Origin of the sequence: Ruegeria sp. ANG10 (genome assembly GCF_040705255.1) — a bacterium.
Lineage (GTDB): Bacteria > Pseudomonadota > Alphaproteobacteria > Rhodobacterales > Rhodobacteraceae > Ruegeria.
In genome coordinates, this window is sequence record NZ_JBFCVU010000005.1 from 79,779 (window position 1) to 105,421 (window position 25,643).

The window sequence follows — 25,643 nt, forward strand, 5'->3', positions numbered from 1 at the left end:
GCAGGTGAAATTGCAAGGTGCGGAAATGAGCAACCCTTTAGGTGTGATCCTCGCAGGTGGCCTCGCCACCCGAATGGGCGGAGGCGATAAGGGCTTGTTGCAGGTTGGCGGGCAGAGCCTACTGTCCCATGTGATGGACAGGCTTGCCCCGCAGGTGGGTGGCCTGGCGCTGAATGCCAATGGTGATCCTGAACGATTCGCTTATCTGAACCTGCCTATTCTGCCCGATACGATCGAAGGGTTCGCGGGTCCCCTGGCTGGCGTTCTGGCCGGGCTGGATTGGGCGGCCACGCAAGGGGCTGACTGTATTGTCACCACCGCCGCCGATACTCCGTTTTTCCCGCGCGATCTGGTGGTACGTCTGACCGACGCTGCCCAAGGTCAGACGCATCCGCTGGTGCTGGCCACCACACCGCGCACCGGGGATGAGGCGTTGAAATCCGGCGGTGGAAAACGGGTCAATCGGCACCCGACCTTTGGCCTCTGGCCCGTGGCATTGCGCGACGATCTGCGGGATGCACTGAACGATGGGCTGCGCAAAGTCGTGCTGTGGACCGACAAACATGACGGGCGCGAAGCGTTGTTCCCGGTCGATCCCTTCGATCCGTTCTTCAACGTCAACACGCCCGACGATCTGGCGCGGGCGGAAAAACTGCTGGAGCAGGCATGAAGGTCTACGGCGTCACCGGCTGGAAAAACGCGGGCAAAACCGGGCTGATGGAGCGATTGGTGGCCGAGATCACCGGGCGCGGCTTTACCGTCTCGACCCTGAAACATGCCCATCACAATGTCGATGTCGATCAGCCGGGCACTGACAGCTATCGTCATCGCGTTGCAGGCGCGTCCGAGGTTCTGCTGGCCTCGGGTCAGCGCGTCGCGATCATGCAAGAGCTGCGCGGCGTGCCCGAGCCCTCTTTGGACGCGCTGTTGGCGCGACTGTCTCCGGTTGATCTGGTGTTGATCGAGGGGTTCAAGCGCGAAGCCCACCCCAAGGTCGAAGCCTATCGGGCTGTGGCCGCGAACCCGTTGATGGCCCCGGAAAACGCCACCATCCGCGCCGTCGCAAGCGACACGCCGCTCGATGTGGCTGTGCCGGTCTTTGACCTGAATGATACTGCCTCCATCGCCGACTTCATTCTACAAGAGGTTGGTTTGTGACCGGTTTCGATAGTTTTGCCATGGTCGACTGGTCCGGTGGCAATGATACCGGCCTCCGCCCACGCAAGGATGCCATCTGGGCCTGTGTGGTGCGTAGGGGCAGGGCGGAAGAACCGACATACCTTAGAAACCGCAAGATTGCCGAGCAGTGGCTGCACAACCTGATTGCTGGTGAGATTGCCTCAGGACGGCGGCTGTGTCTGGGGTTCGATTTCCCCTTTGGCTATCCCAAAGGGTTCGCCCGTGCACTGACTGGATCTGATGATCCGTTGCGGTTGTGGGACTGGTTCGAGAGCCGGATCGAGGATTCGCCAAAATCCAACAACCGGTTCGATCTGGCCGGAGAGATCAACCGCTGCTTTGGAGGCAAGGGTCCGTTCTGGTTCAATGGCCTGCAGCGGGACATCGACGGTCTGCCCAAAAACAAGGCAGACTATCACAATCCCTTTCCCGACCGCCGTTGCGTCGAACTGAACCCCGAAGCCAAGGGCAGCTTTACCTGCTGGCAGATGGGCGGGACTGGTGCCGTGGGTGGTCAGGTCATGACTGGCCTGCCGGTTTTAAGCCGTTTGCGCCGCGCTTTTGCGGGTCAAGTCTCGGTCTGGCCGTTCGAGGCGCTGGACACCCCTGTCGCCTTTGTGGAAATCTGGCCCTCGCTTACCTTGGGGACCGGGCCAGAAGACCGGATCAAGGATGCCTGGCAGGTTGAACAGGTTGCCCTGTCGCTGGCCGGAATGCCGCCCGAGAAATTGGTGGGCCATCTAAACGTCAGCGCAGCAGAGGAGGGCTGGATTTTGGGAGTGCCACAAGACAAGCCGGATATTGAACCTCCTCCCCTGCGCAACGATTGTTTTGCCTTGCCTGCCGGGGTGAACTGGACACCAGTGGAGGATGCGTTGGCCCTGCTGCGCCAGCGATTGACGGTGGTTGTGCCGGTTGAAACAATTGCGCTTCCGCAGGCTATGGGGCGCATTCTAGCAGCGGATATCATCGCCAAGCGCTCGAACCCGCCGCAGCCGAATACGGCCGTTGACGGCTTTGGGTTTGCGGGTGCGAAGCCCGAGGGTGCGCAGGTGATGCCATTGCATCCAGGCCGCGCTGCTGCAGGTATCCCGTTTGATGGCACTGTGCCGCATGGCCATGCGCTGCGCGTGCTGACCGGAGCGGCACTGCCTGCGGGCGTGGACACGGTCATTCTGGAAGAGGATGTGACCGTAAAAGATGGCCACATCGCTTTTCACGGTCCGTTGAAACACGGTGCCAATACCCGCCGCGCCGGTGAAGATGTGGCCGAGGGCGATCTGGTTCTGCCCGCCGGGCGCAGGTTGACACCAGCTGATCTGGCACTGTTGTCGGCCACCGGGATTGCAGAAATTCCCGTGCGCAAGACGCTGCGTGTGGCGGTGCTGTCGACTGGGGATGAACTGATCGAACCCGGAGACAATGCCGGGCCAGGCCAGATATTCGACGCCAATCGCCCGATGCTGCTGTCACTGATCGACCGCATGGGGTTTCAGCCGGTGGATATGAGGCGGGTTTCTGATGACCGGGAAGATTTGCGCGATCGCCTGAACGCGGCGGCGGAACAGGCGGATGTGATCCTGACCAGCGGTGGCGCGTCAGCCGGGGATGAGGATCACGTCTCGGCTCTGTTGCGAGAAGCAGGCGCGATGCAGGAATGGCGGATTGCGCTGAAACCGGGGCGGCCGCTGGCTCTGGGATTGTGGGAAGGCACGCCGGTCTTTGGCCTGCCGGGTAATCCGGTGGCAGCCAAGGTCTGCACCCTGATCTTTGCGCGCCCGGCTTTGGGTCTGATGGCGGGTGAGGGCTGGCAGGATCCACAGGGGTTCGACCTGCCCGCCGCCTTTGAAAAACGCAAGAAACCGGGCCGCCGCGAATATCTGCGCGCCCGAGTGCGCGATGGCCGGGTCGAGGTGTTTGCCTCGGAAGGGTCGGGCCGGATCAGCGGGCTCAGCTGGGCCGAAGGGCTGGTCGAAATCGAAGACGGCGCGCGCCATATCAAACCGGGCGATCTAGTCCGGTTCATTCCCTATGGCAGTTTCGGGCTTTAGTCGAAGGTTCCGGCCACACGTCCCAGTAACATGAAAGCCCGCGCCGTTCGGGTCTCACCCAATGCGGTCAGGTCGGCATCGCTGGCCTCAGGCTCAAAAGCCACGATCATGTGGTCAAAGCGGCGCAGAAAATGATGTGCTGCATCGCGAAAGATCGGGTCCTGTTTCATTCGCGCCGCCGTCAGCGCCAGCGACGACCGATCCCGAATGCCGCCCAAAGCCGCCACCGAGCGACCACGGGCACCCTGCGCGAATTGCCGCCAGATCTCGGGGCGGGACATGTCGGGGCGCAGGTCATCCATATAGATGCCTTCCTGGCTGAGTAGCGTCAAAACGTCCTGCGAAGCCTGCACCAGTTGGGCGGTCTTGCGATCCTTCAACGCCAGACGCAGGGCGTCGAACCCTTCGGCGTCGTCCTGCGTTTCGGGGAAATTCAGCGCCCGGATGAAAATTTCGGTGCTGAGTGGCGGCGCGATGTCCTCGGCCTGCGTGCCCAGCTCTAACGAGGTTTGGTCGCCGGTTCCGATTGACGCAACCGCCCGCGCGGGTTCGCTGCGTTTGGTCGAAAACGTGGCCAGTGTACTTTCGGTCTTTTTTGCGGATTCAGCGATTTCGTCCAGCTTCTTGCTGACGGCCGGTTCGTGGGAAATGGCGGCCCGCTGTTGCTGGAGGACATAGGTCTGCCGGATCGCATCAATCGCAGTCTGCAGACGCTCGCTTTCTTCGCGCATGACGCGGCTGGCGCGCATCGCCGTGGCCGCAACCCAGATCATTGCTACCGGCATGAACACCGCCAGCAAGGTCACCACGAACCCGCCGCCCTCGACGTCGTCGGGCAGCACCAGAAACACCACCGAAACCACCAGCCAAATCACGCTAAGCACGATGGCCGCGATTTCTATCTCGGTTACGGACGGACGCGAGGGCTTGTCGTAAATACCCAACGACGTTGGCCGCTCGGCTTCCTGCTCTGGCGTGGGCTCGGACATCAGGGACGCTCCGGTCAGGCGTACTCGATACTCAGGACTTCGTAAGACCGCACGCCGCCTGGGGTGCGGACCTCGACACTGTCACCTTCGTCCTTGCCGATCAGGGCGCGGGCAATGGGGGATTTGATGTTGAGCAATCCGTTTTCGATATTGGCCTCATACTCACCCACGATCTGCCAGGTCTTTTCCTCGTCAGTGTCCTCATCGACCAATGTGACCTTGGCACCGAATTTGATCGCACCGGACAGCTTGGCGGGGTCGATCACATCGGCCAGCGACAGAATGCCCTCCAGCTCTTTGATGCGGCCTTCTATAAAGCCCTGTTTTTCACGGGCCGAGTGATATTCGGCGTTTTCCTTCAGGTCGCCCAGTTCACGGGCCGTAGCGATGGCCTCGATGATCGCAGGGCGCTCAACGGATTTCAGGTTCTTTAGCTCTGCCGCAAGCGCGGCATTGCCCGAAGGCGTCATCGGAATTTTTTCCATGGTCTTGTCGTCCACGCATAAATTGATGCGCCCCGCCGCATGGAACCAGCGTCGGGGCGAATTGATGGGTTGGCAAATACCTGACCCAAATGAGGCGTGAATTGCAAGAGGTCTTGGCCCCGCAGCGGGCGGATTACGGCCTATGATGTTCGGGAAAAGTTTGAATCGCCAATACCCTGCCGCACTTCGCGCTCTTGGGATATTGGCGATAACGAATTTGTAAGATGTTTCCCTGAACACCCTAGTTGTAACTAATCACTTCGAATTCGATGCCATTGTCGTCGTCAAAGTAGAACCGTTTTCCGGGCTCATAATCCGCATGGGACTTGGGCGTGAAGCCGGCTTTGATCACTTGTTGCTCGGTGGCGTCGATATCTTCGACCAAAACACCCACATGGTTCAGCCCGCCAATGATGTCATAGCTGCTTTCGCCGGATGGCTGCGGATCGCTGGACGCGTAAAGTGCCAGATAGGTATGCTTGCTGCCCACATGCACCGTGTAACCGCCCGCAATGGCCGGGCCTTCCCAGCGGGTTTTCCAGCCAAACACCTTGTGCATCCATGCGGCCGATGCCTGCGGGTCGCGTACGGTGAAATTGGTGTGTTCAAGCGTCGCCATCATGGGGGTCTCCTTTGCGAATTGAGGCTTGTCACGACTCACTCTAATTTCTAAACCTAACTTTAGGTCAAGGAAATTTTTGAGGTCGAAATGGCGGCATCCGAAGGACTGGCAATTGGCGCATTGGCCCGGCGCACGGGGTTGGCCGTGTCGGCCATCCGGTATTACGAGGCGCAGGGGCTGATCGCGCCCTGGCGCAATGCAGGCGGTCAGCGACGGTATCAACGTGCGGATATCCGGCGGTTGAGCTTCATCATGATTGCCCAACAATTCGGCCTGACATTGCCCGAGATTCGGGACGTGTTGTCCGGCCTGCCCGGAAGCCGCACACCGACACCGCAGGATTGGCGGAAAATCAGCGTCAGACTGCGGGATCGTCTGGATCAGCGAATCGCTACCTTGATGCGCTTGCGTGACAATCTTGATGGTTGCATCGGTTGTGGCTGTTTGAGCCTGCCGAAATGTGCTCTTTACAACCCGGATGACCGCGCCAAGTCGCATGGTAGCGGTCCCAGGTACCTTATGGGGGACTCTCCCGACACATAACTGCCGCATTGCAGCAATGTTACGCCGTGTTTTGATTGACCAAGGTCTTAGCAACCATGTAATCAGCCGTGAAACAATATTGCGCCGACAGCATGTAGAAAGCGCCAATTCGGAAAGTTAGCTAAGGAGCCCGCGATGGCCGAGATTGAACGCGAAGCGATGGAATACGATGTGGTTATCGTGGGCGCAGGCCCGGCGGGCCTTTCAGCGGCCATCCGTCTGAAACAGCTGGACGCGGACCTGAACGTCGTTGTTCTGGAAAAAGGCTCGGAAGTGGGCGCGCATATCCTATCGGGCGCGGTATTAGACCCCTGTGGTCTGGATGCGCTGATCCCCGACTGGAAAGAAAAAGGCGCGCCGTTGAACACGCCGGTGACCGAAGACAATTTCTACATGCTGGGCGAGGCGGGTAAGATCCGTATTCCCAACTTCCCGATGCCGCCGCTGATGAACAACCACGGCAACTACATCGTCTCGATGGGGAATGTCTGCCGCTGGATGGCGGAACAGGCCGAGGAACTGGGCGTGGAAATCTTCCCCGGCATGGCGTGCTCGGAGCTGGTTTACGGCGATAATGGCGAGGTCAAAGGCGTCGTGGCCGGTGTGTTTGGCCTGGAACCCGACGGCTCATACGGTCCCAACACCGAACCGGGGATGGAACTGCACGGCAAATATGTCTTCCTGTCCGAAGGCGTGCGCGGCTCACTGTCCAAAGAGGTCATTGCCAAATATGACCTGCAGGCCGGCAAAGAGGTGCAGAAATACGGCGTCGGCATGAAAGAGATCTGGGAGATCGACCCCGCCAAGCACAAGGAAGGCACCGTCACGCATACGATGGGCTGGCCTCTGGGCAGCAACGCGGGCGGCGGTTCCTTTATCTATCACCTTGAAAACAATCAGGTCTATGTCGGGTTTGTGGTTCACCTGAACTATAAAAATCCGCATCTGTACCCATATATGGAATTCCAGCGCTTCAAGCATCACCCGATGGTGGCCGAGCTGCTGAAGGGCGGCAAGCGCGTGGCCTACGGTGCCCGTGCGATCACCGAAGGCGGCTATCAGTCGATGCCGAAACTGGTCGCGCCCGGGGTGGCGCTGCTGGGTTGTTCGGCGGGTATGGTCAACGTGCCGCGCATCAAGGGCAATCACAACGCGATGCTGTCGGGCAAAGCCGCGGCCGAAGCCGCCTTTGACGCCATCAAGGCAGAACGCTCGGGCGATGAACTGACCGATTACGAGACCGATGTGCGCAACGGCCCGATCGGCAGCGATCTGAAAAAGGTGCGAAATGTCAAGCCGATCTGGTCGAAATGGGGCCTGACTGCCAGCCTGATGCTAGGCGGTATGGATATGTGGACCAACACGCTGGGCTTTTCGCTGCTGGGCACAGTGGGCCATGGCAAGAACGACGCGGATTCGACCGAAGAGGCCAGCAAGCACAAGCCCATCGACTATCCCAAACCCGATGGCACGCTGTCGTTTGACCGCCTGACCAACGTCTCGTTTGCGATGACCAATCACGAGGAAAGCCAACCCTGCCACCTGAAACTGGCGGACCCGGACATCCCGGTCAAAGTCAACCTACCCAAATACGACGAACCGGCGCAGCGCTATTGCCCGGCGGGTGTGTATGAGATGGTCGAGGATGAAGGCAATCCACGCTTTGTCATCAACTTCCAGAACTGCGTCCACTGCAAGACCTGCGACATCAAGGACCCCAGCAAGAACATCACCTGGACCACGCCGCAGGGTGGCGATGGGCCAAACTATCCAAATATGTAAGCAAAAAACCGGGCACTGGCAGGGTCGTGAAGGCTCTGCCATTGCCTCTTGCCAGCCAAAGCCCTAGCTTGTTGTGCAGACAAGAATAGCAAGGCAGGATTTTGGTGATTTCTCTGGTTCGTCGCGCCGCAATGGCTGCGCTCTTCACCTCGTCGATTGTGCTTCCAGCTGTGGCGGATCCGGGGTCCGGTGCCTATCTGGCTGGCCGTCAGGCCATCTATCAGAACGACTATTCAGCCGCTGAAAAATACTATGCGCAGGCCCTGAAAGCCGATCCTGAAAATGCAGCATTGTTGGAAAGCGTAGTTGTCGCAAGGCTGGCGCTGGGCGATGTAGCACGCGCGCTGCCTGTTGCGCAGATGATTGAGGATGCCGGTCTGCCCAGTCAGGCAGCAAGGATGGTGATCACCGCCAATCTGGTGGCCGACGGCAAACTGGATGAATTGCTGGCCCGTGATCCGGAAACGCAAGGTGTGGGGCCTTTGGTGGACGGTTTGGTACAGGGGTGGGCATATATTGGCCAAGGGGCCATGACCCGCGCGATGGAGCAGTTTGACGAGGTCGCAACCCAGGATGGCTTGCGCGACTTTGCACTGTACCACAAGGCGCTGGCGCTGGCCTCGGTTGGCGATTTTGAAGGTGCCGAAGAAGTATTCACGGCCCATAACGGTGCGGTTGCCCGCTTTTCGCGACGGGCCGCTTTGGCCCGGGCCGAGGTTCTGTCGCAACTGGACCGCAATGAAGAGGCACAGCAATTTCTGGGTGAGGTATTTGCGGCCGGCAGCGACCCGTCGATCGAAGGTTACGTGGCGCGTCTGACAAATGGTGACACCCTGCCGTTCACCCATGTCCAATCCGCGCAAGATGGCATGGCCGAGGTTTTCTTTTCCGTCGGCGCAGCGCTGAGCAATGAGGCGGCGCAGAACTATGTCCTGCTTTATGTGCGCACGGCTGCGTTCCTGCGTCCCGGACATGTGGATGCGATCTTGCTGAGTGCCGAATTGCTGGACGTGCTGGAGCAATATGATCTGGCCGTGGAAGCCTATCGCCAGGTGCCCGCCAGCAGCAGTGATTATCACGCTGCTGAACTTGGCCGGGCCGAGGTGCTTAGCCGGTCGGACAAAAAGGATGCTGCTGCCGAGGTGTTGCAGACGCTGGCCAGCCAGAACCCAAACCTGCCCAGCGTTCATGTGGCGCTGGCCGATCTGCAACGCCAGCAAGAAGAATACACCAGCGCTGTCGCGTCTTATGATCGTGCTATCGAACTGACCGAGGGTGGGAACTGGTTTTTGCACTATGCCCGAGGCATCTCGCACGAACGGCTCAAGCAATGGGATCAGGCCGAGGCCGATTTCCGCCGCGCGCTAGAGTTGAACCCGGATCAGCCGCAGGTTTTGAACTATCTGGGTTATTCTCTGGTCGAACGGCGCGAAAAGCTGGACGAGGCGCTGGATATGATTGAACGTGCAGTCGCGGCGCGCCCCGACAGTGGTTACATCGTCGACAGCCTTGGATGGGTTCTGTTCCGCCTGGGCCGCTATGATGAGGCGGTCGAACATATGGAGCGCGCGGTCGAGCTGATGGCGGTTGATCCAGTGGTGAATGATCATCTGGGCGATGTTTATTGGGCTGTGGGCCGCGCGCGCGAGGCTGAGTTCCAGTGGAAACGTGCCCTGTCCTTCATTGATCCCGAAGACAATGATGCCGAGGCTGATCCCGACCGTATCCGTCGCAAGCTGGAGATTGGCCTCGACGAGGTTCTGGCCGAAGAAGGGGCGGAACCGTTGAAGGTCGCCAATGGCAACTAAGGCCTTCGCGCCCGCCAAGATCAACCTGACTCTGCATGTGACCGGCCAGCGCGCCGACGGGTATCACCTGTTGGATTCGCTGGTCGTGTTTGCCGATGTCGGTGACAGTTTGCAGTTCACGCCGGGCCCGGAATTGTCGATCTCGGTCAGCGGAGAACACGCGGCGGGTGTACCGACGGACAGCCGAAACCTGGTCTGGAAAGCGGCCCAAGCCGCAGGGTGGACGGGGCATATCGATCTGAACAAGGTGCTGCCGCATGGTGGCGGGATTGGCGGCGGTTCGTCTGACGCCGCCGCGACCCTTTGGGCGTTGTCTGGTCAGGGGGTCGACATACCAGAGGGCCTGCCTGTTTCTCTGGGCGCTGATGTACCTGTTTGCATGGCCGCCCAAGCGACACGGATGCAGGGAATTGGCGATAGGCTAACGTCCGTGTCCCTTGCAAATTTGCCGGCAGTTCTGGTCAACCCGGGTATTCCGGTGCCCACATCTTCGGTGTTCAAGGCGTTGACCCGGCGTGACAACCCGCCCATGCCGATTGATATCCCGGAATTCAAGACTGCCGCGGATTGCGCCGAATGGTTGCAAGACCAGCGGAATGATCTGGAAATCCCCGCAATGGGTGTCGCCCGCGAAATCGAGTTCGCGCTAGATTCATTGCGACTGACTACGCGGGTCCTGCTGACCCGCATGTCGGGGTCAGGTTCCACCTGTTTCGCTCTCTATCCCACAATGAAAGACGCGCATTTCGCAGCGTACGAAATCGGCGCTGCACATCCCGATTGGTGGTGCCGTGCGGTGCAGCTTAATTGAGGCGCGAGACCACGTAATCGGCCAGATCGCGCAGCAGCGTGCGAATCTCATGATCAGGCAGGGGCGCCAGCGCATCCTTGGCCTTGGCAGCCCAGTCGAACGCATCTGACCGGGTGGCGTCGAGCGTGCCGTATTTTCCCATCAGGCTCAGCGCGTGGTCCAGGTCACTCTCTTCCTGACGACCCCGGCCAATCGTGCGTTCCCAAAAGGCATGTTCATCGGGGGTGGCTTGCGCCACGGCCTTGATCACCGGCAGGGTCAACTTGCGCTCGCGGAAATCGTCGCCGACATTTTTGCCAGTTGCCTTGCTATCACCTTGATAATCCAGCAGATCATCAGCGATCTGGAAGGCAATACCCAAGGCGTCGCCATAGTCGTACAGCGCCTTGACCTGTTCCTCGGACGCTCCGGCGATCACACCGCCAACTTCGGTCGCGGCCGAGAACAGGGCGGCGGTTTTGCCGCGCACAACCTGCAGGTAAATCGCCTCATCCGTGCCCAGATCGGTGGCGGCGGTCATCTGCAGCACTTCACCTTCGGCAATGGTGGCCGAGGCATTGGCCAGAATATCCAGAACACGCAGCGATCCGGTCTCAACCATCAACTGGAAGCTACGGGAAAACAGGTAATCACCGACCAGAACGCTGGATTTGTTGTCCCACAGCAGGTTCGCCGTTGGGCGGCCACGCCGCTGGGCGCTTTCGTCCACCACATCGTCATGCAGCAGGGTCGCGGTGTGGATGAACTCAACCGTCGCGGCCAGCCGCACATGGTGGTCGCCCGCGTAACCGAACAGACGCGCAGCCGCCAGGGTTAGCATCGGGCGCAGACGTTTGCCGCCGGCCTCGACCAGATGGGCTGTCACCTCGGGGATGCGCGGCGCGTGATCAGAGGCCATGCGCGTGCGGATCAGCTCATTCACCGCAGCCATTTCGCCGGTCAGAAGTTCCGCCAGCCGCTCATGCGGTTTTGTGATCGCGTCGATTTCCATCACACTCCTGATACAAGGCTCGACTTTCGACTTACCTTGCCCTTACATCCATCCCTATGAAAGAACTTTTGCGCAGCACCGATCCGACGATCCTGGCCTTTGCTTCGGCCCTTCTTGAGGGTGAGGATATAGACTGCTTTCAGATGGACGTAAATATGAGCATCCTCGAAGGCGGCATCGGAATCTTCCCCCGTCGTCTGATGGTACGGGCTGATGACCTGACGCGGGCTGAACGGGTGATGCGCGATAACGAGATCCCGCTGGGCCGATGAGCCATTTGCCAGATAATGATCTGACCTGTAACGATTTTTTGAACGGTCGTGTGCGCCTGTGGCAACCGCGTTCGGGATATCGTGCGGGCGTGGACCCGGTCTTGCTGGCTGCCTCGGTTCCGGCGACACGTGGTCACACCGTGTTGGAACTGGGCTGCGGGGCAGGGGCCGCGATCCTGTGCCTTCTGGCGCGTGTGCCGGGATTGCAAGGGGTCGGGGTGGAATTGCAGGCCAGCTATGCCGCGCTGGCCCGTCGCAACGCAGCCGAAAACGCCGCGTCGTTCGAGGTGGTCGAGGCTGATCTTGCCGCCCTGCCTGCCGATCTGAAACAGCGCCAGTTTGACCATGTCATCGCCAACCCGCCCTACTACCGCGCCGGAGCGCACAGTGCCGCTGAGGATGACGGACGGGCAATCGCGCTGGGTGAGGGCACACCACTGGATATTTGGTTCGACACTGCGGCCAAACGTCTCGCGCCGCGCGGCTATTTGCACATGATCCAAAAGGCCGACCGTTTGCCGGATATGCTTGCGGGTTGCACGGGGCGCCTGGGCTCGGTCGAGGTGTTGCCTTTGGCGGCACGCGCGGGTCGGGCTGCCGAATTGGTGATTTTACGTGCCAAAAAGGGCGGAAAAGCCGCGTTTCGGTTGCATGCGCCGTTGATTTTGCATGCGGGGGCTCGCCATGAAAAAGACGGCGAAAGCTACACACCGCAGGTTTCGGTGGTGCTGCGCGATGCGGCCGCCCTGCCGGGGTTGTCCGGTCAATAGGCAGTAACCAGCCGAATTTGTCGGATTTATTACAGAATCTGTGCGTATGCAGCGTGACAGGGTGGAAACGATGTGGTCAACTTCTTACGTGAAACTCAGACACCAACAGAGGAGTATCGCCATGAGCGTGAGCGCACACCTGACCGAACTGAAGAAGAAGCACGAAACACTCGGTCTTGAAGTTGAACAAGCCCAACGCTCGCCTGGCATCGACGATCTCCATATTGCACAACTCAAAAAGCAGAAGCTTAGGCTAAAAGAAGAGATCGAGCGCCTGTCGAACTAGCGACGCAAGCTCGCTCGCGCGGCGATGGCCGCGCCGCCAGTGATCAACACGGCCGCGATCGCCAGACCCCAGGACGGGGCGGCGATCCCGGCCAAAACCAAAGCCAGCGTAGACAACAGCGGTGCCGCGTATGAGGCCGTGCCGAGGATTTGTATGTCGCCCTGCTTTACCCCGATATCCCATACATAAAACGCCAACCCCACTGGCCCCAGACCCAGTGCCACGACCGAAGCCCAGCCAAAGGCGCTGTCGGGCCAGATGGTTTCTTCAACGGCCAGATGCAGCGCGCCCGAGGCGATGGCCGCCGCGATGCAGAACACGGCGACCGAACTGGTCGGCGTGTCCCCCAATCGGCGCGACAGTACCGAATATCCCGACCATGTCAGCGCGCACAGCAGCGCGAGCCCATACCCCGGTAGATGCGCGGTCTGAAACCCTGCGCTACCGCCCCCTGCGATGATGACCGCAGCTCCGGCAAAGCCCAGACAGGCCCCAAACAGATGACCGATACGCAGATGCTCGCCCGGCAATAGCCCGGAAAACAGCACGATCAGCAGGGGCCAGAGATAGGCGATCAACCCAGCCTCAGCTGCCGGAGCCATGCGCAGGGCCGAAAAATACAGCGCGTGATAGCCGAACAGACCCGTGGCACCGAACAGATACGTTGTCCAGGGCACCGCCCGTAATTGGCGCGAACCGCCGTTGGCCCATGTCCAGATCAGGCCCAGCGTGCCGCCGATAGAAAAACAGATGGCGTTCAGCAAAAGCGGTGGGGTCGGGGTCGAACCGACTGTGAACAGGGCCAGCAAAGACCACAGCAGCACAGCCACAAACCCGATCGCTGTTGCCTGAGTTTTTGTCATGGGGACGTGACCTTTTTCACCGATCTGCTTTGAAAGGATACAACCACCGGGAAGACGTGCAATTCTTTAACTGTCGGTTTCAGAACGAAAAAGGCCGATCCAAAAGGACCGGCCTGAATTGTTCGTGGGTCTGCAGATCAGACGAAGAACTGCGCACCGTTGGCCGAAATTGTCGAGCCATTGATGAACTGAGAATCGTCCGACGCCAGAAATGCCACACAGCGCGCGATTTCCTCGGGCTCGCCCAGTCGACCAGCCGGGATTTGACCGATGATGGATTCACGAACCTTCTCGGGAACCGCCATCACCATCTCGGTTGCGATGTAGCCGGGGCAGATGGCGTTCGCGGTGATACCAGCACGCGCACCTTCCTGCGCCAGCGATTTGACGATGCCCAGATCACCCGCTTTGGTTGCGGCATAGTTCACCTGCGCGAACTGACCTTTCTGACCGTTGATCGAGCTGATGACGATCACACGGCCGAACTTGCGCTCGCGCATGCCGGACCATACCGGGTGGACGGTGTTGAAAACGCCGGTCAGGTTGGTGTCGATCACCTGATGCCACTGCTCAGGGGTCATTTTGTGGAACGGGGCATCGCGGGTGATGCCTGCATTGGCGACCACGATGTCGATTGGGCCAACTTCGGCTTCGACCTTTTCAATGCCCGCTTTTGATTCATCATAGTCGGCCACGTTCCACTTGTAGGTGGCGATGCCGGTTTCCTCGGTGAATTTTGCGGCGGCTTCGTCATTGCCGGCATAGGTGGCTGCAACATTGTAGCCTTCGGCCTTGAGCGCCTTGGAAATTGATGCGCCGATGCCGCGGGAACCGCCGGTGACGAGTGCTGTACGTGCCATTGAGGAATCCTCCAATTAAGTCTGACTTGGTAATTCTGTTACTCTGAGAGAGATTGTTGCGCAATATCGTTTCGTCTTCGTTTTGATCTTTCTGTTCGGCGATATTGTCGCATCCAAGGGATAGGGCCGGAATGTAACAAAAAAGGGCGCCCAGTAGACGCCCTTTTCCATTTAGTTGTCAAAGCACTTAGTCGCGCTCCACACACAGGGCGACACCCATGCCGCCACCGATGCACAGGGTCGCCAGACCCTTTTTCGCGTCGCGGCGCTTCATTTCGAACAGCAGGGTGTTCAGAACGCGGCAGCCCGATGCGCCGATCGGGTGGCCGATGGCGATTGCGCCACCGTTGACGTTCACGATGGATGGGTCCCAACCCATGTCCTTGTTCACGGCACAAGCCTGCGCAGCAAAGGCTTCGTTGGCTTCAACCAGATCCAGGTCGTCAACCGACCAGCCCGCTTTTTCCAGCGCTTTGCGCGAGGCAAAGATCGGACCAACGCCCATGATCGCCGGGTCCAGACCCGCCGTGGCGTAAGAGGCGATGCGGGCCAGAGGCTCGATCCCGCGCTTTTCGGCGTTTTCGGCTGACATCAGCAGGGTTGCGGCGGCACCGTCGTTCAGGCCCGAGGCATTGGCTGCGGTGACCGAGCCATCCTTGGTGAAGGCCGGGCGCAGCTTGCCCATGGCTTCCATGGTTGCGCCGTGGCGGATGTATTCATCCTTGTCCATCACGATGTCGCCCTTGCGGGTCTTGATGGTGAAGGGCGTGATTTCGTCGGCGAATTTACCAGCCTTTTGCGCCGCTTCGGCCTTGTTCTGCGAGGCAACGGCGAATTCGTCCTGCATGTCACGGCTGATCTGCCATTTTTCAGCAACGTTTTCAGCGGTTTGGCCCATGTGATAGCCGTTGAAGGCATCCCACAGACCATCGCGGATCATCGTGTCGATATATTTCATGTCGCCCATCTTGTGACCGGCGCGCAGCGCGGCGGCATGGGGTGAAAGGGTCATGTTTTCCTGACCGCCGGCAGCCACGATCTCGGCATCGCCCAGTTGGATGTGCTGTGCGCCCAACGCAACCGCGCGCAGACCCGAGCCACACACCTGGTTGATGCCCCAAGCTGCGCTTTCCTGCGGTAGACCGGCGTTGATATGGGCCTGACGCGCCGGGTTCTGGCCCTGTGCAGCCGTTAGTACCTGGCCCATGATGGTTTCGCTGACTTCACCCTTGTCAACTCCGGCACGTTCTACGACTGCTTCGAGAACGGCAGTGCCCAGGTCATGCGCGGGTGTGTTTGCAAACGAGCCGCCAAAACTGCCGACACCGGTACGGGCTGCAGATGCGATTACTACGTTAGTCATATAGACAATCCTTTACCATCAAGGTCCTGTGGGAACCGTGATGACGCAGATCGCAGAGGTCCGGCCTCTAAGATCCAGAGCGCCTCATGATCCCCCGCTCCAACTGCCCATGGAATAGCGTAACGCTGCAATTGCAGCAACGGTCAGCTTGTCTCAGGTAAATTGGAAATGGATTTTAGATCTTTAACTACCGGTTTTCTTGAGGTTTTTATCTTTCCAAGGGGCCGACACGGTGGGCGCGCCGAACAAAAACCCCTGCAAGCAGTCCACGCCGTTGGCCACAAGGAATTCGGCATCACCCCTGGTTTCGACCGATTCGGCGGTCACAAGAATTTCAAATTCCCGGGCCACGGCGACCAGCGCCCGGACCAACGCTTGATTGTCCGGGTTTTCGGAAACTCCGCGGACGAACTGACCGTCGATCTTGGCGGCATCAAACAAAAACTCGCGAAAGTGGCGGAAACTGAAATTGCTGGCACCGAAATCGTCCAATGCAAACGCCACGCCGCGCGGTTGCAGCCGGTCCATGAAATCGATCACCAACTCGGGCACAGTCATGGCCGAACTTTCCGAAATTTCCAGGATCAACCGTTCGCCCAAATTGGCATCTTTCTTGAGAAACCGATCTAACACCCGAGAATACCGCGCATAGCCGATCGAACGTGCGGACATGTTGATTGACAGGCGGATATCTGGGTTTTTGATCAGTGTCCTCAACCCCATTTCCAAAGCGACACAATCCAGATCCCGCCCGATCGGGGTGTTTTCCAATTGCGGCATGAAATCCCGTGCAGGAATAACCCGCCCGGTTTCGTCCAGCACCCGAATGAACCCTTCGTAGAACGCTACACCGAACGGTTGATGCGCCTGCATGACCGGCTGAAAGGCCAGTTTGCATTGTTTGTGCTTCACCGCCTCGGTCGCCATCTGAACTGAGGATTCGTCACGGAATGTGACGGCCGCGTTCAGCGGGCTTTCGGCACCCTCGGGCACATCTGCCTGTTTTCTGTCCCGCATGTCCTTGCCAAGCCCCTTCACGTCGCCTGTCAGGGCCTTATTTCAAGGCAAAGGTATGAATCTGCGGTTAAGAGGGGCCAGATTGTCGGGTGTCAGCGCGCGGATTCCCAAACCCGCCCAAGTACAGCGGCGGCGCCGACGACGGCCCCCATGAAGCCCAATGCAAGCATGACAAAGCCCAATGCAACGACGGTTGAGGGGCCACCCGTCAGTGCCGTCAACATGGCCAAGGCCAGACCGATCAAACCAAGAGTGGTCGATACTGTCGTCAAACGGGTCATGGCGGCCTCCGGTTACTGGCTACGGGTCACATCCGCTGAATATGGAATGTGAAATCCCGTTTTCAAGGAAACAGAGAGTCGAACAGGCGGATTTAAGCCTGTTTTGCCTGTGGATTGGGCGTTTGGATCTCGAACTGTTCAAAACCGGGCGTTCCGTGATCTTCGGGATGGCGCGCCAGATGCCGGGCTTTGATCTGTTCCGAGCTTTCGCGGCTGCCATCATGGCTGTAACCCGGTGGGGCAAAGCAATAGGCCAGCCGCTCGCGCAGCGTCAGCCCTGGCTGGGTTGCGTCGCGCCAGATACTGACCCATTCGTGAAAGGCCACGCGCAGCGGGTTGAACGTGCCGATGTTGTGGACCAGCCCGTAATCGACGCGGTCGTCCGTCTGTTCGGGCACAAACGTTCCAAACAGTTTGTCCCAGATGATGAAAACCCCAGCATAGTTGCAATCCAGATAGCGCGCGTTCCGTCCATGATGGGCGCGGTGGTGGCTAGGGGTGTTCATCACCGCCTCGAACCAGCGGGGCATCTTTCCAATCGCCTCGGTGTGAATCCAGAACTGATAGATCAGGTTCAAACCGCCGCAGAACAGCACCATCGCCGGGTGGAAGCCCAGCAGGATCAGCGGCGCACGCACCACCATCATGAATGTAAACGTATAAGTCCAGGTTTGCCGCAGCGCCGTGGTCAGGTTGTAATGCTGAGAGCTGTGGTGGTTTACATGGCTGGCCCAGACCCAGCGGATGCGGTGGCCGAAGCGATGCACCCAGTAATAGCGTAAATCATCCAGTACAAAGCACAGGATGATCACCGGAATCGAGGTGCCCAGGTTCAGCGGTGTGATCTGCCACAACCACATGAAAAAGCCATATGCGATGAATCCAAGCAGCAACCCCGAGGTGATATTTCCCGCCCCCATGATCAGTGAAGTAACCGCATCCCGCGTCTCATACCGCCCGCCCCTGCCTTTGAAAGCGATCCACAGAAACTCGGCCAGAATGGCGGCGATGAAGAAAGGCACCGCCCATTGCACGGCGTCGGGAAAGCTCACTTGGTCTGTCATGCGGGGTCCATCAGGTTTTGCCAGTGCGGGCGTTCGAAATCGTCAAGCCGGATGAGGGCTTTGGGCGTGCCGAAGTCATGAAATTGAATTTCGAAGCCCTCGGGGTGGTCGATCCAGTCGAAATCCAGAAGGTGACGCGCCACCGTATCGGCACCAAAGGACCACAACAGCCCGTTTCCCGTCTCGGTTCGGATCAGGGCGGACCGCTTGTCATGTGAGATTGTAATATCAATGATTACGTCGTCCGGCGCATGGCGCAGCCATTCCGAACGCGCAGTCTGGGTGGTCAGTTCGCGCACGCGTGACCGGCCTGACAGGTGTAGCAGAACGGTGATGCCGACGATGCCTCCGACCACCAGAACCAGAAGTATTTCAAGCGGCATTCTTTCCTCCCGCCCGCCAGAGTGCAGAGCGGCCATGATGCTGTCAAAGGTAGCGTCGCGTCAGCCTGCCTCGAGCGTATCCAGAATCTCGTGCTGCACCACGCGTTCGACAAAGGGCACCAGCCCGTCGGGCCCCGAGGCCCTGTCTTTCAGATGTATGCAGATATCCGGCCTGCGCGCCGCGATAATGCCGACCAACTCGCCGCGGATCTTGTCATCCAGACCTGCACCCATGATCGCACAAACGATCCGGGGTTCGGCGTCCAATTGTCGCCGGACCTCATCCTGATCATGTGCGCCCAGCCATTGGATCGGCATGTGATCCAGACGCCGGGCCACGTCGCCGATGACATTCGGCAAGCGACCGATCAACAGAACCACTGGTTTCATTGTTGCCTCCTTTTCACTGGTAGCAATTAGAAAATCCGGCCCAAAAGGACCGTTTCTATTCTAGCACATATGAATGCAGTGTTTTCGGCCTAGTCGGAAATGGTCATAGGCACGGCTTTACCTTTTCCTTTCCTGCGCGTAAAAATTACTTGGTCTCCGTCGATTGCGACTTTCTGACAATCCACAGGAAGTTGCGTGGGCCCGATAAAGAGATTTCGACAGTAGTACCTTTTGTTCCAGACCCAGGCACCTTTGATTTTACCTTTTTGGGCGGTATCCCCGTAAATCGTGCCGTCTGCCGCGACGATAAACCAGTACCTTTTGCGCACAAGTTTCTTGCCGATGACAGCATCCATGAATTGCTGCTTCTTTTTGATGTCTTTGGCGTCTGCGGCAGCCGCCGAAATGCACAGAACACTGGCTGCCGCGGCCAGGATGGCAATAGAATTCAAAGCTATTCCCCCAAAACTCATAGTTGGGAGAATAACACGATTCGCAATTTTCTTATGTGTTTTGCTTAGCTTTCAGCGCCCACCAGCGTCGCGATAATCGCCTTGGCGCTGTCGGAATTCCATTCCGCGTCGCCGATCAGTCGGGCGATTTCCTGGCCTTCGGGGTTCAGGATGACCGTGATTGGCAATGCCACAACGCCAAACTCACGCGCGGCCGTTGAACCGGGGTCCTGATGGCGCGGCAGGTTGTTGATGCCGTTTTCCTCGAAGAACTTCTTGATCCCGGCGGGTGAGTTGCGACCGGTGGCAAGGGTCAGAACCTCAAACTTGTCACCGCCGAACTCTTCTTGCAGCTCGGCAATCTGCGGCATCTCTTTGCGGCAGGGCGCACACCACGTGGCCCAGAAGTTCACCAGAACATATTTGCCGGCGTAATCCTCAAGCGTTCCAACTCCGCCATCATCTTCCAGCTGAAACTCGATTGTTTTTGCGGGCTTGGGCTCTTTGTGCAGGATCAGGCGTTTCAGTGTTCCATCACGCAGCGGGCCAAGCGTTTCGGCATCTGTCGCCAAAGCGGCGTTTGCACCCAGCGCAAGGGCCATATAAAGGGGGATCAGACGAAATAGGCGCATATCAACTCCGGGTTTTCTTACATGACCGATCAATCCTCGAACCAGATGTGGGGCGGCCGCTTTGCCGCCGGTCCAGACGCGATCATGGAGGCAATCAATGCCTCGATCGGGTTCGATCAGCGGATGGCAGCCCAGGACATCGCAGGCTCGCGCGCCCATGCCGCCATGCTGGCTGCCACAGGCGTAATAACTGATAGTGATGCGCAGGCTATTCGGGAAGGGCTGCTCACCGTTTTGTCAGAAATTCAGAACGGGGAATTTCAGTTCTCGACCGCACTGGAAGACATCCACATGAATGTCGAAGCGCGTCTGAAAGAGGTGATCGGAGAGCCCGCAGGTCGTTTGCACACAGGCCGCAGCCGGAATGACCAGGTTGCGACTGATTTCAAACTGTGGGTGCGCGATCAGTTGGATGCGGCGGAATCGGGCCTGTTGGCCCTGATCCGCGCGCTTTTGGCACAGGCCGAGGCCGGGGCCGATTGGGTCATGCCGGGCTTTACCCATCTGCAAACCGCGCAGCCGGTGACATGGGGCCACCACATGATGGCCTATGTTGAGATGTTTGGCCGTGATCTGAGCCGCGTCCGCAATGCGCGTGCGCGTATGAACGAATCCCCGCTGGGGGCGGCTGCGCTGGCTGGAACGTCGTTTCCTATCGACCGCCAGATGACGGCCGAGGCGCTGGGCTTTGACCGGCCTGCCGCCAACTCGCTGGACGCCGTCAGCGACCGCGACTTTGCGCTGGAATTCCTGTCGACTGCCTCGATCTGCGCCGTTCACCTATCGCGCTTTGCCGAAGAACTGGTGATCTGGTCCTCGGCTCAGTTCCGGTTTGTCACCCTGTCTGATCGCTTCTCGACCGGGTCGTCAATCATGCCGCAGAAGAAGAACCCCGATGCGGCAGAGCTGATCCGCGCCAAAGTGGGCCGCATTTACGGCGCGAATACCGCGCTGATGATGGTGATGAAAGGCCTGCCGCTGGCCTATTCCAAGGACATGCAAGAAGACAAAGAGCAGGTCTTTGATGCCGCTGACAACTGGATGCTGGCGCTGGCGGCGATGGAAGGCATGGTCAAGGACATGACTGCCAACCGCGATAGCCTCGCCGCAGCAGCAGGATCGGGCTTTTCCACGGCGACCGACCTTGCCGACTGGCTGGTTCGTGTATTGGGCCTGCCGTTCCGCGACGCTCACCATGTGACCGGATCGCTGGTGGCCATGGCCGAAAGCAAAGGCTGCGACCTGCCTGACCTGAGGCTGGAGGACATGCAATCGGTCCATGCGGATATCACCGATGACGTCTATTCTGTCCTTACCGTCCAAAATTCGGTAAACTCGCGCCAGTCTTATGGCGGTACCGCACCGGATCAGGTGCGGGCCCAGATCAAGCGATGGAAGGCGTTGGTATGATGCAAATTCTCCGTGTTGTCCTGCTGATTGCGGCCGGGTTTGCCCTGGCCGCCTGTGGCGCAGATGGCGAGCCGATCCAACCCACGATGAGCGCCAATGTAGGCGTCGGAAGCAGCGGAACTTATGTTGGGGGCGGTGTCGGCTTTCGGCGCGGTGGGTTGGGCGTTTTTCTTGGGGTTTAATCCCCTGAGGTAATTGCATTTTGCCCGCGCGGCGCCCATGTTCACACGTATGATCGGCCTGGTGCCGAATATCCTGAACCAAGATGACATCATGAAAATTTTCGGCCTGATCCTGACTATTGCCGTACTTGCGGCCTGCGAGCCTTCGCACAACTCTCGCCCTGAACCCGAGGCGAATTCGGGAAGTTCTGGCGTCTCGATTTCGGGCTATGGGCGGGTCGGCGTTTCTGTCACCAACTGACCGAAAACCGCCGGATGTGCGGAATCCATTGATCCGCCGGGCAGTTTTGGTCTAAGCGCGCAGTCATGGATCACTTTCTCTACCGCGACGGCGCGCTTTACGCCGAGGATGCCCCAATCTCCGAAATCGCTGCCGCGGTCGGAACGCCGTTTTACGTCTATTCCACCGCGACATTGCTGCGGCATTTCCAGCTGTTTGATGATGCGCTGGACGGGACCGACCACCTTGTCTGCTATGCGATGAAAGCCGCCAGCAATCAGGCGATCCTGAAGACGCTGGCGCAGGCGGGCGCGGGGATGGATGTGGTCTCGGGCGGGGAATACCTGCGCGCCAAGGCGGCGGGTGTGCCGGGTGATAAGATAGTATTCTCAGGTGTTGGCAAAACAGCGGATGAAATCCGCACCGCGCTGACCGGCGGCATCCGTCAGTTCAACGTCGAATCCGAGCCCGAGATGGAAGTGATCAACGCTGTTGCGCTGGAGCTGGGTGTGGTTGCGCCGATCACTGTTCGGGTGAACCCGGATGTTGATGCCAAAACCCACGCCAAGATCGCAACCGGCAAGTCCGAGAACAAGTTTGGCATTCCCATCGCCCGCGCATCCGAGGTGTACGCTCATGCCGCGTCCCTGCCCGGGCTTGAGGTTATCGGCATCGATGTCCATATAGGCTCGCAATTGACCGAGCTGGAGCCGTTTGAGCTGGCCTATACCAAGGTTGCAGAGTTGACTGAGCAGCTGCGCGCCGAAGGCCATAATATCCGCCGTCTCGATCTGGGTGGGGGTTTGGGCATTCCCTATACACGCGCCAATGACGCACCACCGCTGCCGGTGGAATATGGTGCGTTGATCAAGAAAACGCTGGGCCATCTGGATTGTGAGATCGAGATCGAACCTGGTCGTCTGATCGCGGGTAATGCCGGTTTGATGATCAGTAAGGTGATCTATGTGAAATCCGGTGAGGGGCGCGATTTCTTGATCCTCGACGGGGCCATGAATGACCTGATCCGCCCCGCCATGTACGAGGCGCATCACGATATCGTTGCCGTGCAAGAACCGGCGCCGGGCGTTGAACAACAGCCTTATGATATTGTCGGCCCGGTCTGCGAGACCGGCGATACTTTCGCCAAACAGCGCAATATGCCACCGCTTGCGCCGGGTGATCTGGTGGCCTTTCGCAGCGCCGGAGCCTATGGCGCGGTGATGGCGAGCGAATATAACACGCGCCCTCTGATCCCCGAGGTTCTGGTGCATGGGGATCAATTTGCAGTTATTCGTGAACGGCCAAGCTTTGACGAAATCATAAACCGCGATACCATACCCGAGTGGCTTTGACGCGATAACCGCGCGGGCCCGCTCAGGAGGCCTGCCTTGACCGCAAGACATAACCTGCCGATTCCAAGACTTTCCCTGTGGCTGACGCACGCAGGGATGCTGGCCGAGCAGGTTTTGCGCGCATTCTGGCCGTTTTTCTCAATTTTCATGGCGATTTTGGCTGTGTTGATGCTGGGATTGCAGGATCACGTCCAGGTCGAAATGGTCTGGGCCGTGGGTGCAATCGCAGTGGTTGGCCTGCTGGTGGCGCTAGTCTGGGGTATCAGGCGATTCCATCTGCCCAAACGGGGCGAAGCGTTGATGCGGGTGGATGCCTCACTGCCGGGGCGTCCGATTCAGGCACTGATGGACGATCAGGCCATTGGGGCGATGGATGCCGATTCAGTCGCGCTGTGGCAGGCGCACCAATCCCGTATGGCACAACGCGCAGCACAGGCTGAGCCGGTCAAACCAGATTTGCGGCTGGCTGAGCGCGATCCTTATGCGTTGCGTTACTCTGCCTTGCTGGCGCTGGTGATTGCGGTTTTGTTCGGATCGTTCTGGCGCATCGGTTCAGTGGCCGAGATGACGCCGGGCGCGGCCACGGCTGGGCAGGGGCCCAGCTGGGAAGGATGGGTGGAACCGCCACGCTATACCGGCTTGCCGACGCTTTACTTGGCGGATCAATCGGACCCGACACTATCTGTTCCACAAGGCAGCCGCATCACCCTGCGTTTTTATGGCGAGGTCGGCGACCATAGCTTGACCGAGTCGACATCGCCCCTGGGCGCCGTAGACGCATCTGAGGTGGAACAGGATTTTCTTGCCACCCGTTCAGGCCAATTGACGATTGATGGTCCGGCAGGGCGGAACTGGGCCGTGAACATCATTGCGGATACGTCGCCGAAGATTGCGATCGCCGACGAGGCCGAGACCGAGGCTGGCGGACGCATGAAACTGCCGTTCACTGCTGTGGACGATTTTGGCGTGGTTTCCGGATCAGCCGTGATCGCGCTGGATCTGGCTGAAGTCAACCGCAGCTATGGTCTGGTCGCTGTACCTGAACCGCGCGAAGTGATCACCGTGGAACTTCCGATGCCGATTACCGGAGACCGGATTGATTTTACCGAAGATCTGATCGAGGATTTCTCGCAGCACCCTTGGGCGCATTTGCCGGTCAAGATTACATTGACGGCGCGGGATGCGGCCGATCAGGAAGGCCACTCTGAACCGTATCAGACCAAATTGCCGGCGCGGCGTTTCTTTGATCCGCTAGCCGCTGCGGTGATCGAACAGCGGCGTGATTTGCTGTGGGCCAGGGACAACGCGCCCCGGGTATCCCAGATTCTGCGCGCGGTCTCGCATTTGCCCGAAGGGTTCTTTCGATCCGACACCGCGTATCTGCGCTTGCGCGTGACTCTGCGGCGGTTGGAAATGTTCGATGACTATGGGCTGACGCTGGAACAACAGGAAGAGATTGCTCAGGCCCTGTGGGATCTGGCGATCATCATCGAAGACGGTACGCTTGCCGATGCGCTGGAACGTATGCGCCGGGCACAGGAACGCCTGACCGAGGCGATGAAGAACGGCGCCACCGATGAGGAAATCGCTGAGCTGATGCAAGAACTGCGCGAGGCAACGCAGGATTACATGCGCCAACTGCAGCGTCTGGCGCAGGAAAACGGTGAGTTTGACGAAAACCAACAAGGCGAGAATGGTGAAACCCTGCAGATGACGCAGGACGATCTGCAGCGGATGATGGACCGTATTCAGGAGCTGATGGAACAGGGCCGCATGGCTGAGGCTCAACAAGCGCTGGAAGAGTTTCAGCGGATGATGGAAAATATGCGCGTCACTCAAGGCCAGGGTCAGGGCCAGCAATCCGAAGGCCAGCAGGCGATGGAAGGGTTGGCCGAAACCCTGCGCGAACAGCAAGGCCTCAGCGATCAGGCTTTCCGCGATTTGCAGGAACAGTTCAACCCCGGCGCGCAGGCTGGTGAAAGCCAGGGCAACGAAGGCCGCAATGGCGGTCAGGGCCGGGGACAAAGCCACGAAGGTCAGGGAGGTCGCGGCTCGGATCAACAGGGCGACGGCCAGCAGGGGCAAGGATCGCTGGCTGATCGCCAACAGGCTTTGCGCGATGAATTGGGTCGCCAGCAACAGAATCTACCCGGTGCGGGCACGCCCGAGGGCGATGCCGCGCGCGATGCGCTGGGCCGTGCTGGGCGAGCTATGGACGAGGCCGAAAATGCGCTGCGCAATGATGATCTGGCTGATGCAATCGACAACCAGTCCGAGGCGATGGAAGCCCTGCGCGAAGGCATGCGGTCACTGGGTGAAGCATTGGCCCAGAACCAGCAGAACCAACCGGGTCAGGGATCGCAAGAGGGCGATATGCAGGCCAACAGCCGTGATCCGCTGGGCCGCAACCCGGGTTCAAATGGTTCGATCTCAACCGATGACAGCCTGTTGCAGGGCGAGGATGTCTATCGTCGCGCCCGCGAATTGCTGGACGAAATCCGTCGCCGCACCGGCGAAACGGATCGTCCTCAGATCGAGTTGGAATACCTCAAGCGGCTGTTAGAGCGGTTCTAGGTCGGTCTTTC

The 25,643-nt window shown here is 59.1% G+C and carries 29 protein-coding genes; 15 read left to right on the plus strand and 14 right to left on the minus strand.

The window, feature by feature from the left end; genetic code table 11:
* Window positions 1–25 precede the first annotated feature (25 nt).
* From mobA to glp, 3 genes are read left to right on the plus strand one after another with little or no spacing between them, the layout of a single operon-like run.
* A complete protein-coding gene (gene mobA / locus AB1A64_RS12465; RefSeq protein ID WP_366551705.1) occupies window positions 26–670 on the plus strand; it encodes a molybdenum cofactor guanylyltransferase MobA in 645 nt (214 codons plus the stop codon).
* Window positions 667–1,158: a molybdopterin-guanine dinucleotide biosynthesis protein B gene (gene mobB, locus AB1A64_RS12470; RefSeq protein ID WP_366551706.1), complete on the plus strand. Its 492-nt coding sequence runs from the start codon at window positions 667–669 to the stop codon at window positions 1,156–1,158. Before mobA ends, mobB begins: the two co-directional genes overlap by 4 nt.
* A 20-nt stretch (window positions 1,159–1,178) precedes the next feature.
* Complete coding sequence (gene glp / locus AB1A64_RS12475) at window positions 1,179–3,230, plus strand: gephyrin-like molybdotransferase Glp (RefSeq protein WP_366551897.1); 2,052 nt, start codon at window positions 1,179–1,181, stop codon at window positions 3,228–3,230.
* Here glp and AB1A64_RS12480 read toward each other — a convergent pair.
* From AB1A64_RS12480 to AB1A64_RS12490, 3 genes are all read right to left on the minus strand, one after another.
* Window positions 3,227–4,219 (minus strand): hypothetical protein, encoded by a 993-nt coding sequence (locus tag AB1A64_RS12480; RefSeq protein WP_366551707.1) that lies wholly within the window; start codon window positions 4,217–4,219, stop codon window positions 3,227–3,229. The two genes, glp and AB1A64_RS12480, sit on opposite strands and share 4 nt — an antisense overlap.
* A gap of 14 nt (window positions 4,220–4,233) precedes the next feature.
* Window positions 4,234–4,704 carry a transcription elongation factor GreA gene (greA, locus tag AB1A64_RS12485; protein ID WP_366551708.1) on the minus strand — a complete coding sequence of 157 codons (471 nt, stop codon included), beginning with the start codon at window positions 4,702–4,704 and terminating at the stop codon, window positions 4,234–4,236.
* 241 nt (window positions 4,705–4,945) lie between these two features.
* A complete protein-coding gene (locus AB1A64_RS12490) occupies window positions 4,946–5,326 on the minus strand; it encodes a VOC family protein (protein WP_366551709.1) in 381 nt (126 codons plus the stop codon).
* Between the two features lie 87 nt (window positions 5,327–5,413).
* Here AB1A64_RS12490 and soxR point away from each other — a divergent pair, with 87 nt between their 5' ends.
* The 4 genes from soxR to AB1A64_RS12510 all read left to right on the plus strand — a co-directional run bounded on the left by soxR (window position 5,414) and on the right by AB1A64_RS12510 (window position 10,270).
* On the plus strand, window positions 5,414–5,869 hold the full coding sequence (gene soxR / locus AB1A64_RS12495; RefSeq protein WP_366551710.1) for a redox-sensitive transcriptional activator SoxR: 456 nt from the start codon (window positions 5,414–5,416) through the stop codon (window positions 5,867–5,869).
* Between the two features lie 135 nt (window positions 5,870–6,004).
* Window positions 6,005–7,651 carry an electron transfer flavoprotein-ubiquinone oxidoreductase gene (locus tag AB1A64_RS12500; RefSeq protein ID WP_366551711.1) on the plus strand — a complete coding sequence of 549 codons (1,647 nt, stop codon included), beginning with the start codon at window positions 6,005–6,007 and terminating at the stop codon, window positions 7,649–7,651.
* Window positions 7,652–7,782: 131 nt separating this feature from the next.
* Window positions 7,783–9,459, plus strand: coding sequence for a tetratricopeptide repeat protein (locus AB1A64_RS12505; RefSeq protein WP_366551898.1), 1,677 nt, complete (start codon window positions 7,783–7,785; stop codon window positions 9,457–9,459).
* Window positions 9,449–10,270: a 4-(cytidine 5'-diphospho)-2-C-methyl-D-erythritol kinase gene (locus AB1A64_RS12510; protein WP_366551712.1), complete on the plus strand. Its 822-nt coding sequence runs from the start codon at window positions 9,449–9,451 to the stop codon at window positions 10,268–10,270. The genes AB1A64_RS12505 and AB1A64_RS12510 overlap by 11 nt, the downstream gene beginning before the upstream one ends.
* Here AB1A64_RS12510 and AB1A64_RS12515 read toward each other — a convergent pair.
* Window positions 10,263–11,261, minus strand: coding sequence for a polyprenyl synthetase family protein (locus tag AB1A64_RS12515; protein ID WP_366551713.1), 999 nt, complete (start codon window positions 11,259–11,261; stop codon window positions 10,263–10,265). The genes AB1A64_RS12510 and AB1A64_RS12515 overlap by 8 nt on opposite strands.
* Window positions 11,262–11,317: 56 nt before the next feature.
* Between AB1A64_RS12515 and AB1A64_RS12520 the strand changes: the two genes are divergently transcribed.
* The 3 genes from AB1A64_RS12520 (at window position 11,318) to AB1A64_RS12530 (ending at window position 12,589) form a co-directional block, all read left to right on the plus strand.
* Window positions 11,318–11,533: a DUF2007 domain-containing protein gene (locus AB1A64_RS12520; RefSeq protein WP_037316655.1), complete on the plus strand. Its 216-nt coding sequence runs from the start codon at window positions 11,318–11,320 to the stop codon at window positions 11,531–11,533.
* The gene (locus AB1A64_RS12525) at window positions 11,530–12,303 is read left to right on the plus strand and encodes a methyltransferase (protein WP_366551714.1); all 774 of its coding nucleotides are present in this window, start codon (window positions 11,530–11,532) and stop codon (window positions 12,301–12,303) included. The genes AB1A64_RS12520 and AB1A64_RS12525 overlap by 4 nt, the downstream gene beginning before the upstream one ends.
* A gap of 121 nt (window positions 12,304–12,424) precedes the next feature.
* Window positions 12,425–12,589: a DUF465 domain-containing protein gene (locus tag AB1A64_RS12530; RefSeq protein WP_082643634.1), complete on the plus strand. Its 165-nt coding sequence runs from the start codon at window positions 12,425–12,427 to the stop codon at window positions 12,587–12,589.
* Here the strand turns inward: AB1A64_RS12530 and AB1A64_RS12535 are convergent.
* The 10 genes from AB1A64_RS12535 to AB1A64_RS12580 all read right to left on the minus strand — a co-directional run bounded on the left by AB1A64_RS12535 (window position 12,586) and on the right by AB1A64_RS12580 (window position 19,894).
* Window positions 12,586–13,452, minus strand: a complete 867-nt coding sequence (locus AB1A64_RS12535) for an EamA family transporter (protein ID WP_366551715.1) — start codon at window positions 13,450–13,452, stop codon at window positions 12,586–12,588. The genes AB1A64_RS12530 and AB1A64_RS12535 overlap by 4 nt on opposite strands.
* 137 nt (window positions 13,453–13,589) lie before the next feature.
* Window positions 13,590–14,312: an acetoacetyl-CoA reductase gene (gene phbB, locus AB1A64_RS12540; protein ID WP_170350661.1), complete on the minus strand. Its 723-nt coding sequence runs from the start codon at window positions 14,310–14,312 to the stop codon at window positions 13,590–13,592.
* A 187-nt stretch (window positions 14,313–14,499) separates the two neighbouring features.
* Complete coding sequence (locus AB1A64_RS12545) at window positions 14,500–15,675, minus strand: acetyl-CoA C-acetyltransferase (protein ID WP_366551716.1); 1,176 nt, start codon at window positions 15,673–15,675, stop codon at window positions 14,500–14,502.
* A gap of 183 nt (window positions 15,676–15,858) precedes the next feature.
* A complete protein-coding gene (locus AB1A64_RS12550) occupies window positions 15,859–16,692 on the minus strand; it encodes an EAL domain-containing protein (protein ID WP_366551717.1) in 834 nt (277 codons plus the stop codon).
* Between the two features lie 92 nt (window positions 16,693–16,784).
* The gene (locus tag AB1A64_RS12555; RefSeq protein ID WP_366551718.1) at window positions 16,785–16,973 is read right to left on the minus strand and encodes a hypothetical protein; all 189 of its coding nucleotides are present in this window, start codon (window positions 16,971–16,973) and stop codon (window positions 16,785–16,787) included.
* A 92-nt stretch (window positions 16,974–17,065) separates the two neighbouring features.
* Window positions 17,066–18,037, minus strand: a complete 972-nt coding sequence (locus tag AB1A64_RS12560) for a sterol desaturase family protein (protein ID WP_366551719.1) — start codon at window positions 18,035–18,037, stop codon at window positions 17,066–17,068.
* Window positions 18,034–18,420, minus strand: coding sequence for a hypothetical protein (locus tag AB1A64_RS12565; RefSeq protein ID WP_366551720.1), 387 nt, complete (start codon window positions 18,418–18,420; stop codon window positions 18,034–18,036). Before AB1A64_RS12565 ends, AB1A64_RS12560 begins: the two co-directional genes overlap by 4 nt.
* Before the next feature lie 60 nt (window positions 18,421–18,480).
* A complete protein-coding gene (locus AB1A64_RS12570) occupies window positions 18,481–18,810 on the minus strand; it encodes a hypothetical protein (RefSeq protein ID WP_366551721.1) in 330 nt (109 codons plus the stop codon).
* Between the two features lie 89 nt (window positions 18,811–18,899).
* Window positions 18,900–19,262, minus strand: a complete 363-nt coding sequence (locus AB1A64_RS12575; RefSeq protein WP_366551722.1) for a hypothetical protein — start codon at window positions 19,260–19,262, stop codon at window positions 18,900–18,902.
* A 65-nt stretch (window positions 19,263–19,327) separates the two neighbouring features.
* On the minus strand, window positions 19,328–19,894 hold the full coding sequence (locus AB1A64_RS12580) for a TlpA disulfide reductase family protein (protein ID WP_366551723.1): 567 nt from the start codon (window positions 19,892–19,894) through the stop codon (window positions 19,328–19,330).
* 21 nt (window positions 19,895–19,915) lie between these two features.
* Here AB1A64_RS12580 and argH point away from each other — a divergent pair, with 21 nt between their 5' ends.
* The 5 genes from argH (at window position 19,916) to AB1A64_RS12605 (ending at window position 25,632) form a co-directional block, all read left to right on the plus strand.
* Window positions 19,916–21,304, plus strand: coding sequence for an argininosuccinate lyase (argH, locus tag AB1A64_RS12585; RefSeq protein WP_366551724.1), 1,389 nt, complete (start codon window positions 19,916–19,918; stop codon window positions 21,302–21,304).
* Window positions 21,304–21,486 (plus strand): argininosuccinate lyase, encoded by a 183-nt coding sequence (locus tag AB1A64_RS12590; protein ID WP_170350765.1) that lies wholly within the window; start codon window positions 21,304–21,306, stop codon window positions 21,484–21,486. Before argH ends, AB1A64_RS12590 begins: the two co-directional genes overlap by 1 nt.
* Before the next feature lie 37 nt (window positions 21,487–21,523).
* On the plus strand, window positions 21,524–21,727 hold the full coding sequence (locus AB1A64_RS12595) for a hypothetical protein (RefSeq protein WP_366551725.1): 204 nt from the start codon (window positions 21,524–21,526) through the stop codon (window positions 21,725–21,727).
* A 65-nt stretch (window positions 21,728–21,792) separates the two neighbouring features.
* Window positions 21,793–23,058, plus strand: coding sequence for a diaminopimelate decarboxylase (lysA, locus tag AB1A64_RS12600; RefSeq protein ID WP_366551726.1), 1,266 nt, complete (start codon window positions 21,793–21,795; stop codon window positions 23,056–23,058).
* 36 nt (window positions 23,059–23,094) lie between these two features.
* Window positions 23,095–25,632: a TIGR02302 family protein gene (locus tag AB1A64_RS12605; RefSeq protein WP_366551727.1), complete on the plus strand. Its 2,538-nt coding sequence runs from the start codon at window positions 23,095–23,097 to the stop codon at window positions 25,630–25,632.
* Window positions 25,633–25,643: the final 11 nt, after the last annotated feature.

Coding starts and splice junctions, on each gene's coding strand:
- mobA (WP_366551705.1), top strand. CDS start 26: ATGAGCAACCCTTTAGGTGTGATCCTCGCAGGTGGCCTCGCCACCCGA.
- AB1A64_RS12515 (WP_366551713.1), bottom strand. CDS start 11,261: ATGGAAATCGACGCGATCACAAAACCGCATGAGCGGCTGGCGGAACTT.
- greA (WP_366551708.1), bottom strand. CDS start 4,704: ATGGAAAAAATTCCGATGACGCCTTCGGGCAATGCCGCGCTTGCGGCA.
- AB1A64_RS12490 (WP_366551709.1), bottom strand. CDS start 5,326: ATGATGGCGACGCTTGAACACACCAATTTCACCGTACGCGACCCGCAG.
- AB1A64_RS12520 (WP_037316655.1), top strand. CDS start 11,318: ATGAAAGAACTTTTGCGCAGCACCGATCCGACGATCCTGGCCTTTGCT.
- lysA (WP_366551726.1), top strand. CDS start 21,793: ATGGATCACTTTCTCTACCGCGACGGCGCGCTTTACGCCGAGGATGCC.
- AB1A64_RS12530 (WP_082643634.1), top strand. CDS start 12,425: ATGAGCGTGAGCGCACACCTGACCGAACTGAAGAAGAAGCACGAAACA.
- AB1A64_RS12580 (WP_366551723.1), bottom strand. CDS start 19,894: ATGCGCCTATTTCGTCTGATCCCCCTTTATATGGCCCTTGCGCTGGGT.
- AB1A64_RS12565 (WP_366551720.1), bottom strand. CDS start 18,420: ATGCCGCTTGAAATACTTCTGGTTCTGGTGGTCGGAGGCATCGTCGGC.
- soxR (WP_366551710.1), top strand. CDS start 5,414: ATGGCGGCATCCGAAGGACTGGCAATTGGCGCATTGGCCCGGCGCACG.
- glp (WP_366551897.1), top strand. CDS start 1,179: ATGGTCGACTGGTCCGGTGGCAATGATACCGGCCTCCGCCCACGCAAG.
- AB1A64_RS12505 (WP_366551898.1), top strand. CDS start 7,783: ATGGCTGCGCTCTTCACCTCGTCGATTGTGCTTCCAGCTGTGGCGGAT.
- AB1A64_RS12590 (WP_170350765.1), top strand. CDS start 21,304: ATGCAAATTCTCCGTGTTGTCCTGCTGATTGCGGCCGGGTTTGCCCTG.
- AB1A64_RS12510 (WP_366551712.1), top strand. CDS start 9,449: ATGGCAACTAAGGCCTTCGCGCCCGCCAAGATCAACCTGACTCTGCAT.
- AB1A64_RS12560 (WP_366551719.1), bottom strand. CDS start 18,037: ATGACAGACCAAGTGAGCTTTCCCGACGCCGTGCAATGGGCGGTGCCT.
- AB1A64_RS12525 (WP_366551714.1), top strand. CDS start 11,530: ATGAGCCATTTGCCAGATAATGATCTGACCTGTAACGATTTTTTGAAC.
- AB1A64_RS12545 (WP_366551716.1), bottom strand. CDS start 15,675: ATGACTAACGTAGTAATCGCATCTGCAGCCCGTACCGGTGTCGGCAGT.
- AB1A64_RS12535 (WP_366551715.1), bottom strand. CDS start 13,452: ATGACAAAAACTCAGGCAACAGCGATCGGGTTTGTGGCTGTGCTGCTG.
- AB1A64_RS12500 (WP_366551711.1), top strand. CDS start 6,005: ATGGCCGAGATTGAACGCGAAGCGATGGAATACGATGTGGTTATCGTG.
- AB1A64_RS12550 (WP_366551717.1), bottom strand. CDS start 16,692: ATGCGGGACAGAAAACAGGCAGATGTGCCCGAGGGTGCCGAAAGCCCG.
- AB1A64_RS12555 (WP_366551718.1), bottom strand. CDS start 16,973: ATGACCCGTTTGACGACAGTATCGACCACTCTTGGTTTGATCGGTCTG.
- AB1A64_RS12595 (WP_366551725.1), top strand. CDS start 21,524: ATGTTCACACGTATGATCGGCCTGGTGCCGAATATCCTGAACCAAGAT.
- AB1A64_RS12480 (WP_366551707.1), bottom strand. CDS start 4,219: ATGTCCGAGCCCACGCCAGAGCAGGAAGCCGAGCGGCCAACGTCGTTG.
- AB1A64_RS12570 (WP_366551721.1), bottom strand. CDS start 18,810: ATGAAACCAGTGGTTCTGTTGATCGGTCGCTTGCCGAATGTCATCGGC.
- mobB (WP_366551706.1), top strand. CDS start 667: ATGAAGGTCTACGGCGTCACCGGCTGGAAAAACGCGGGCAAAACCGGG.
- argH (WP_366551724.1), top strand. CDS start 19,916: ATGACCGATCAATCCTCGAACCAGATGTGGGGCGGCCGCTTTGCCGCC.
- phbB (WP_170350661.1), bottom strand. CDS start 14,312: ATGGCACGTACAGCACTCGTCACCGGCGGTTCCCGCGGCATCGGCGCA.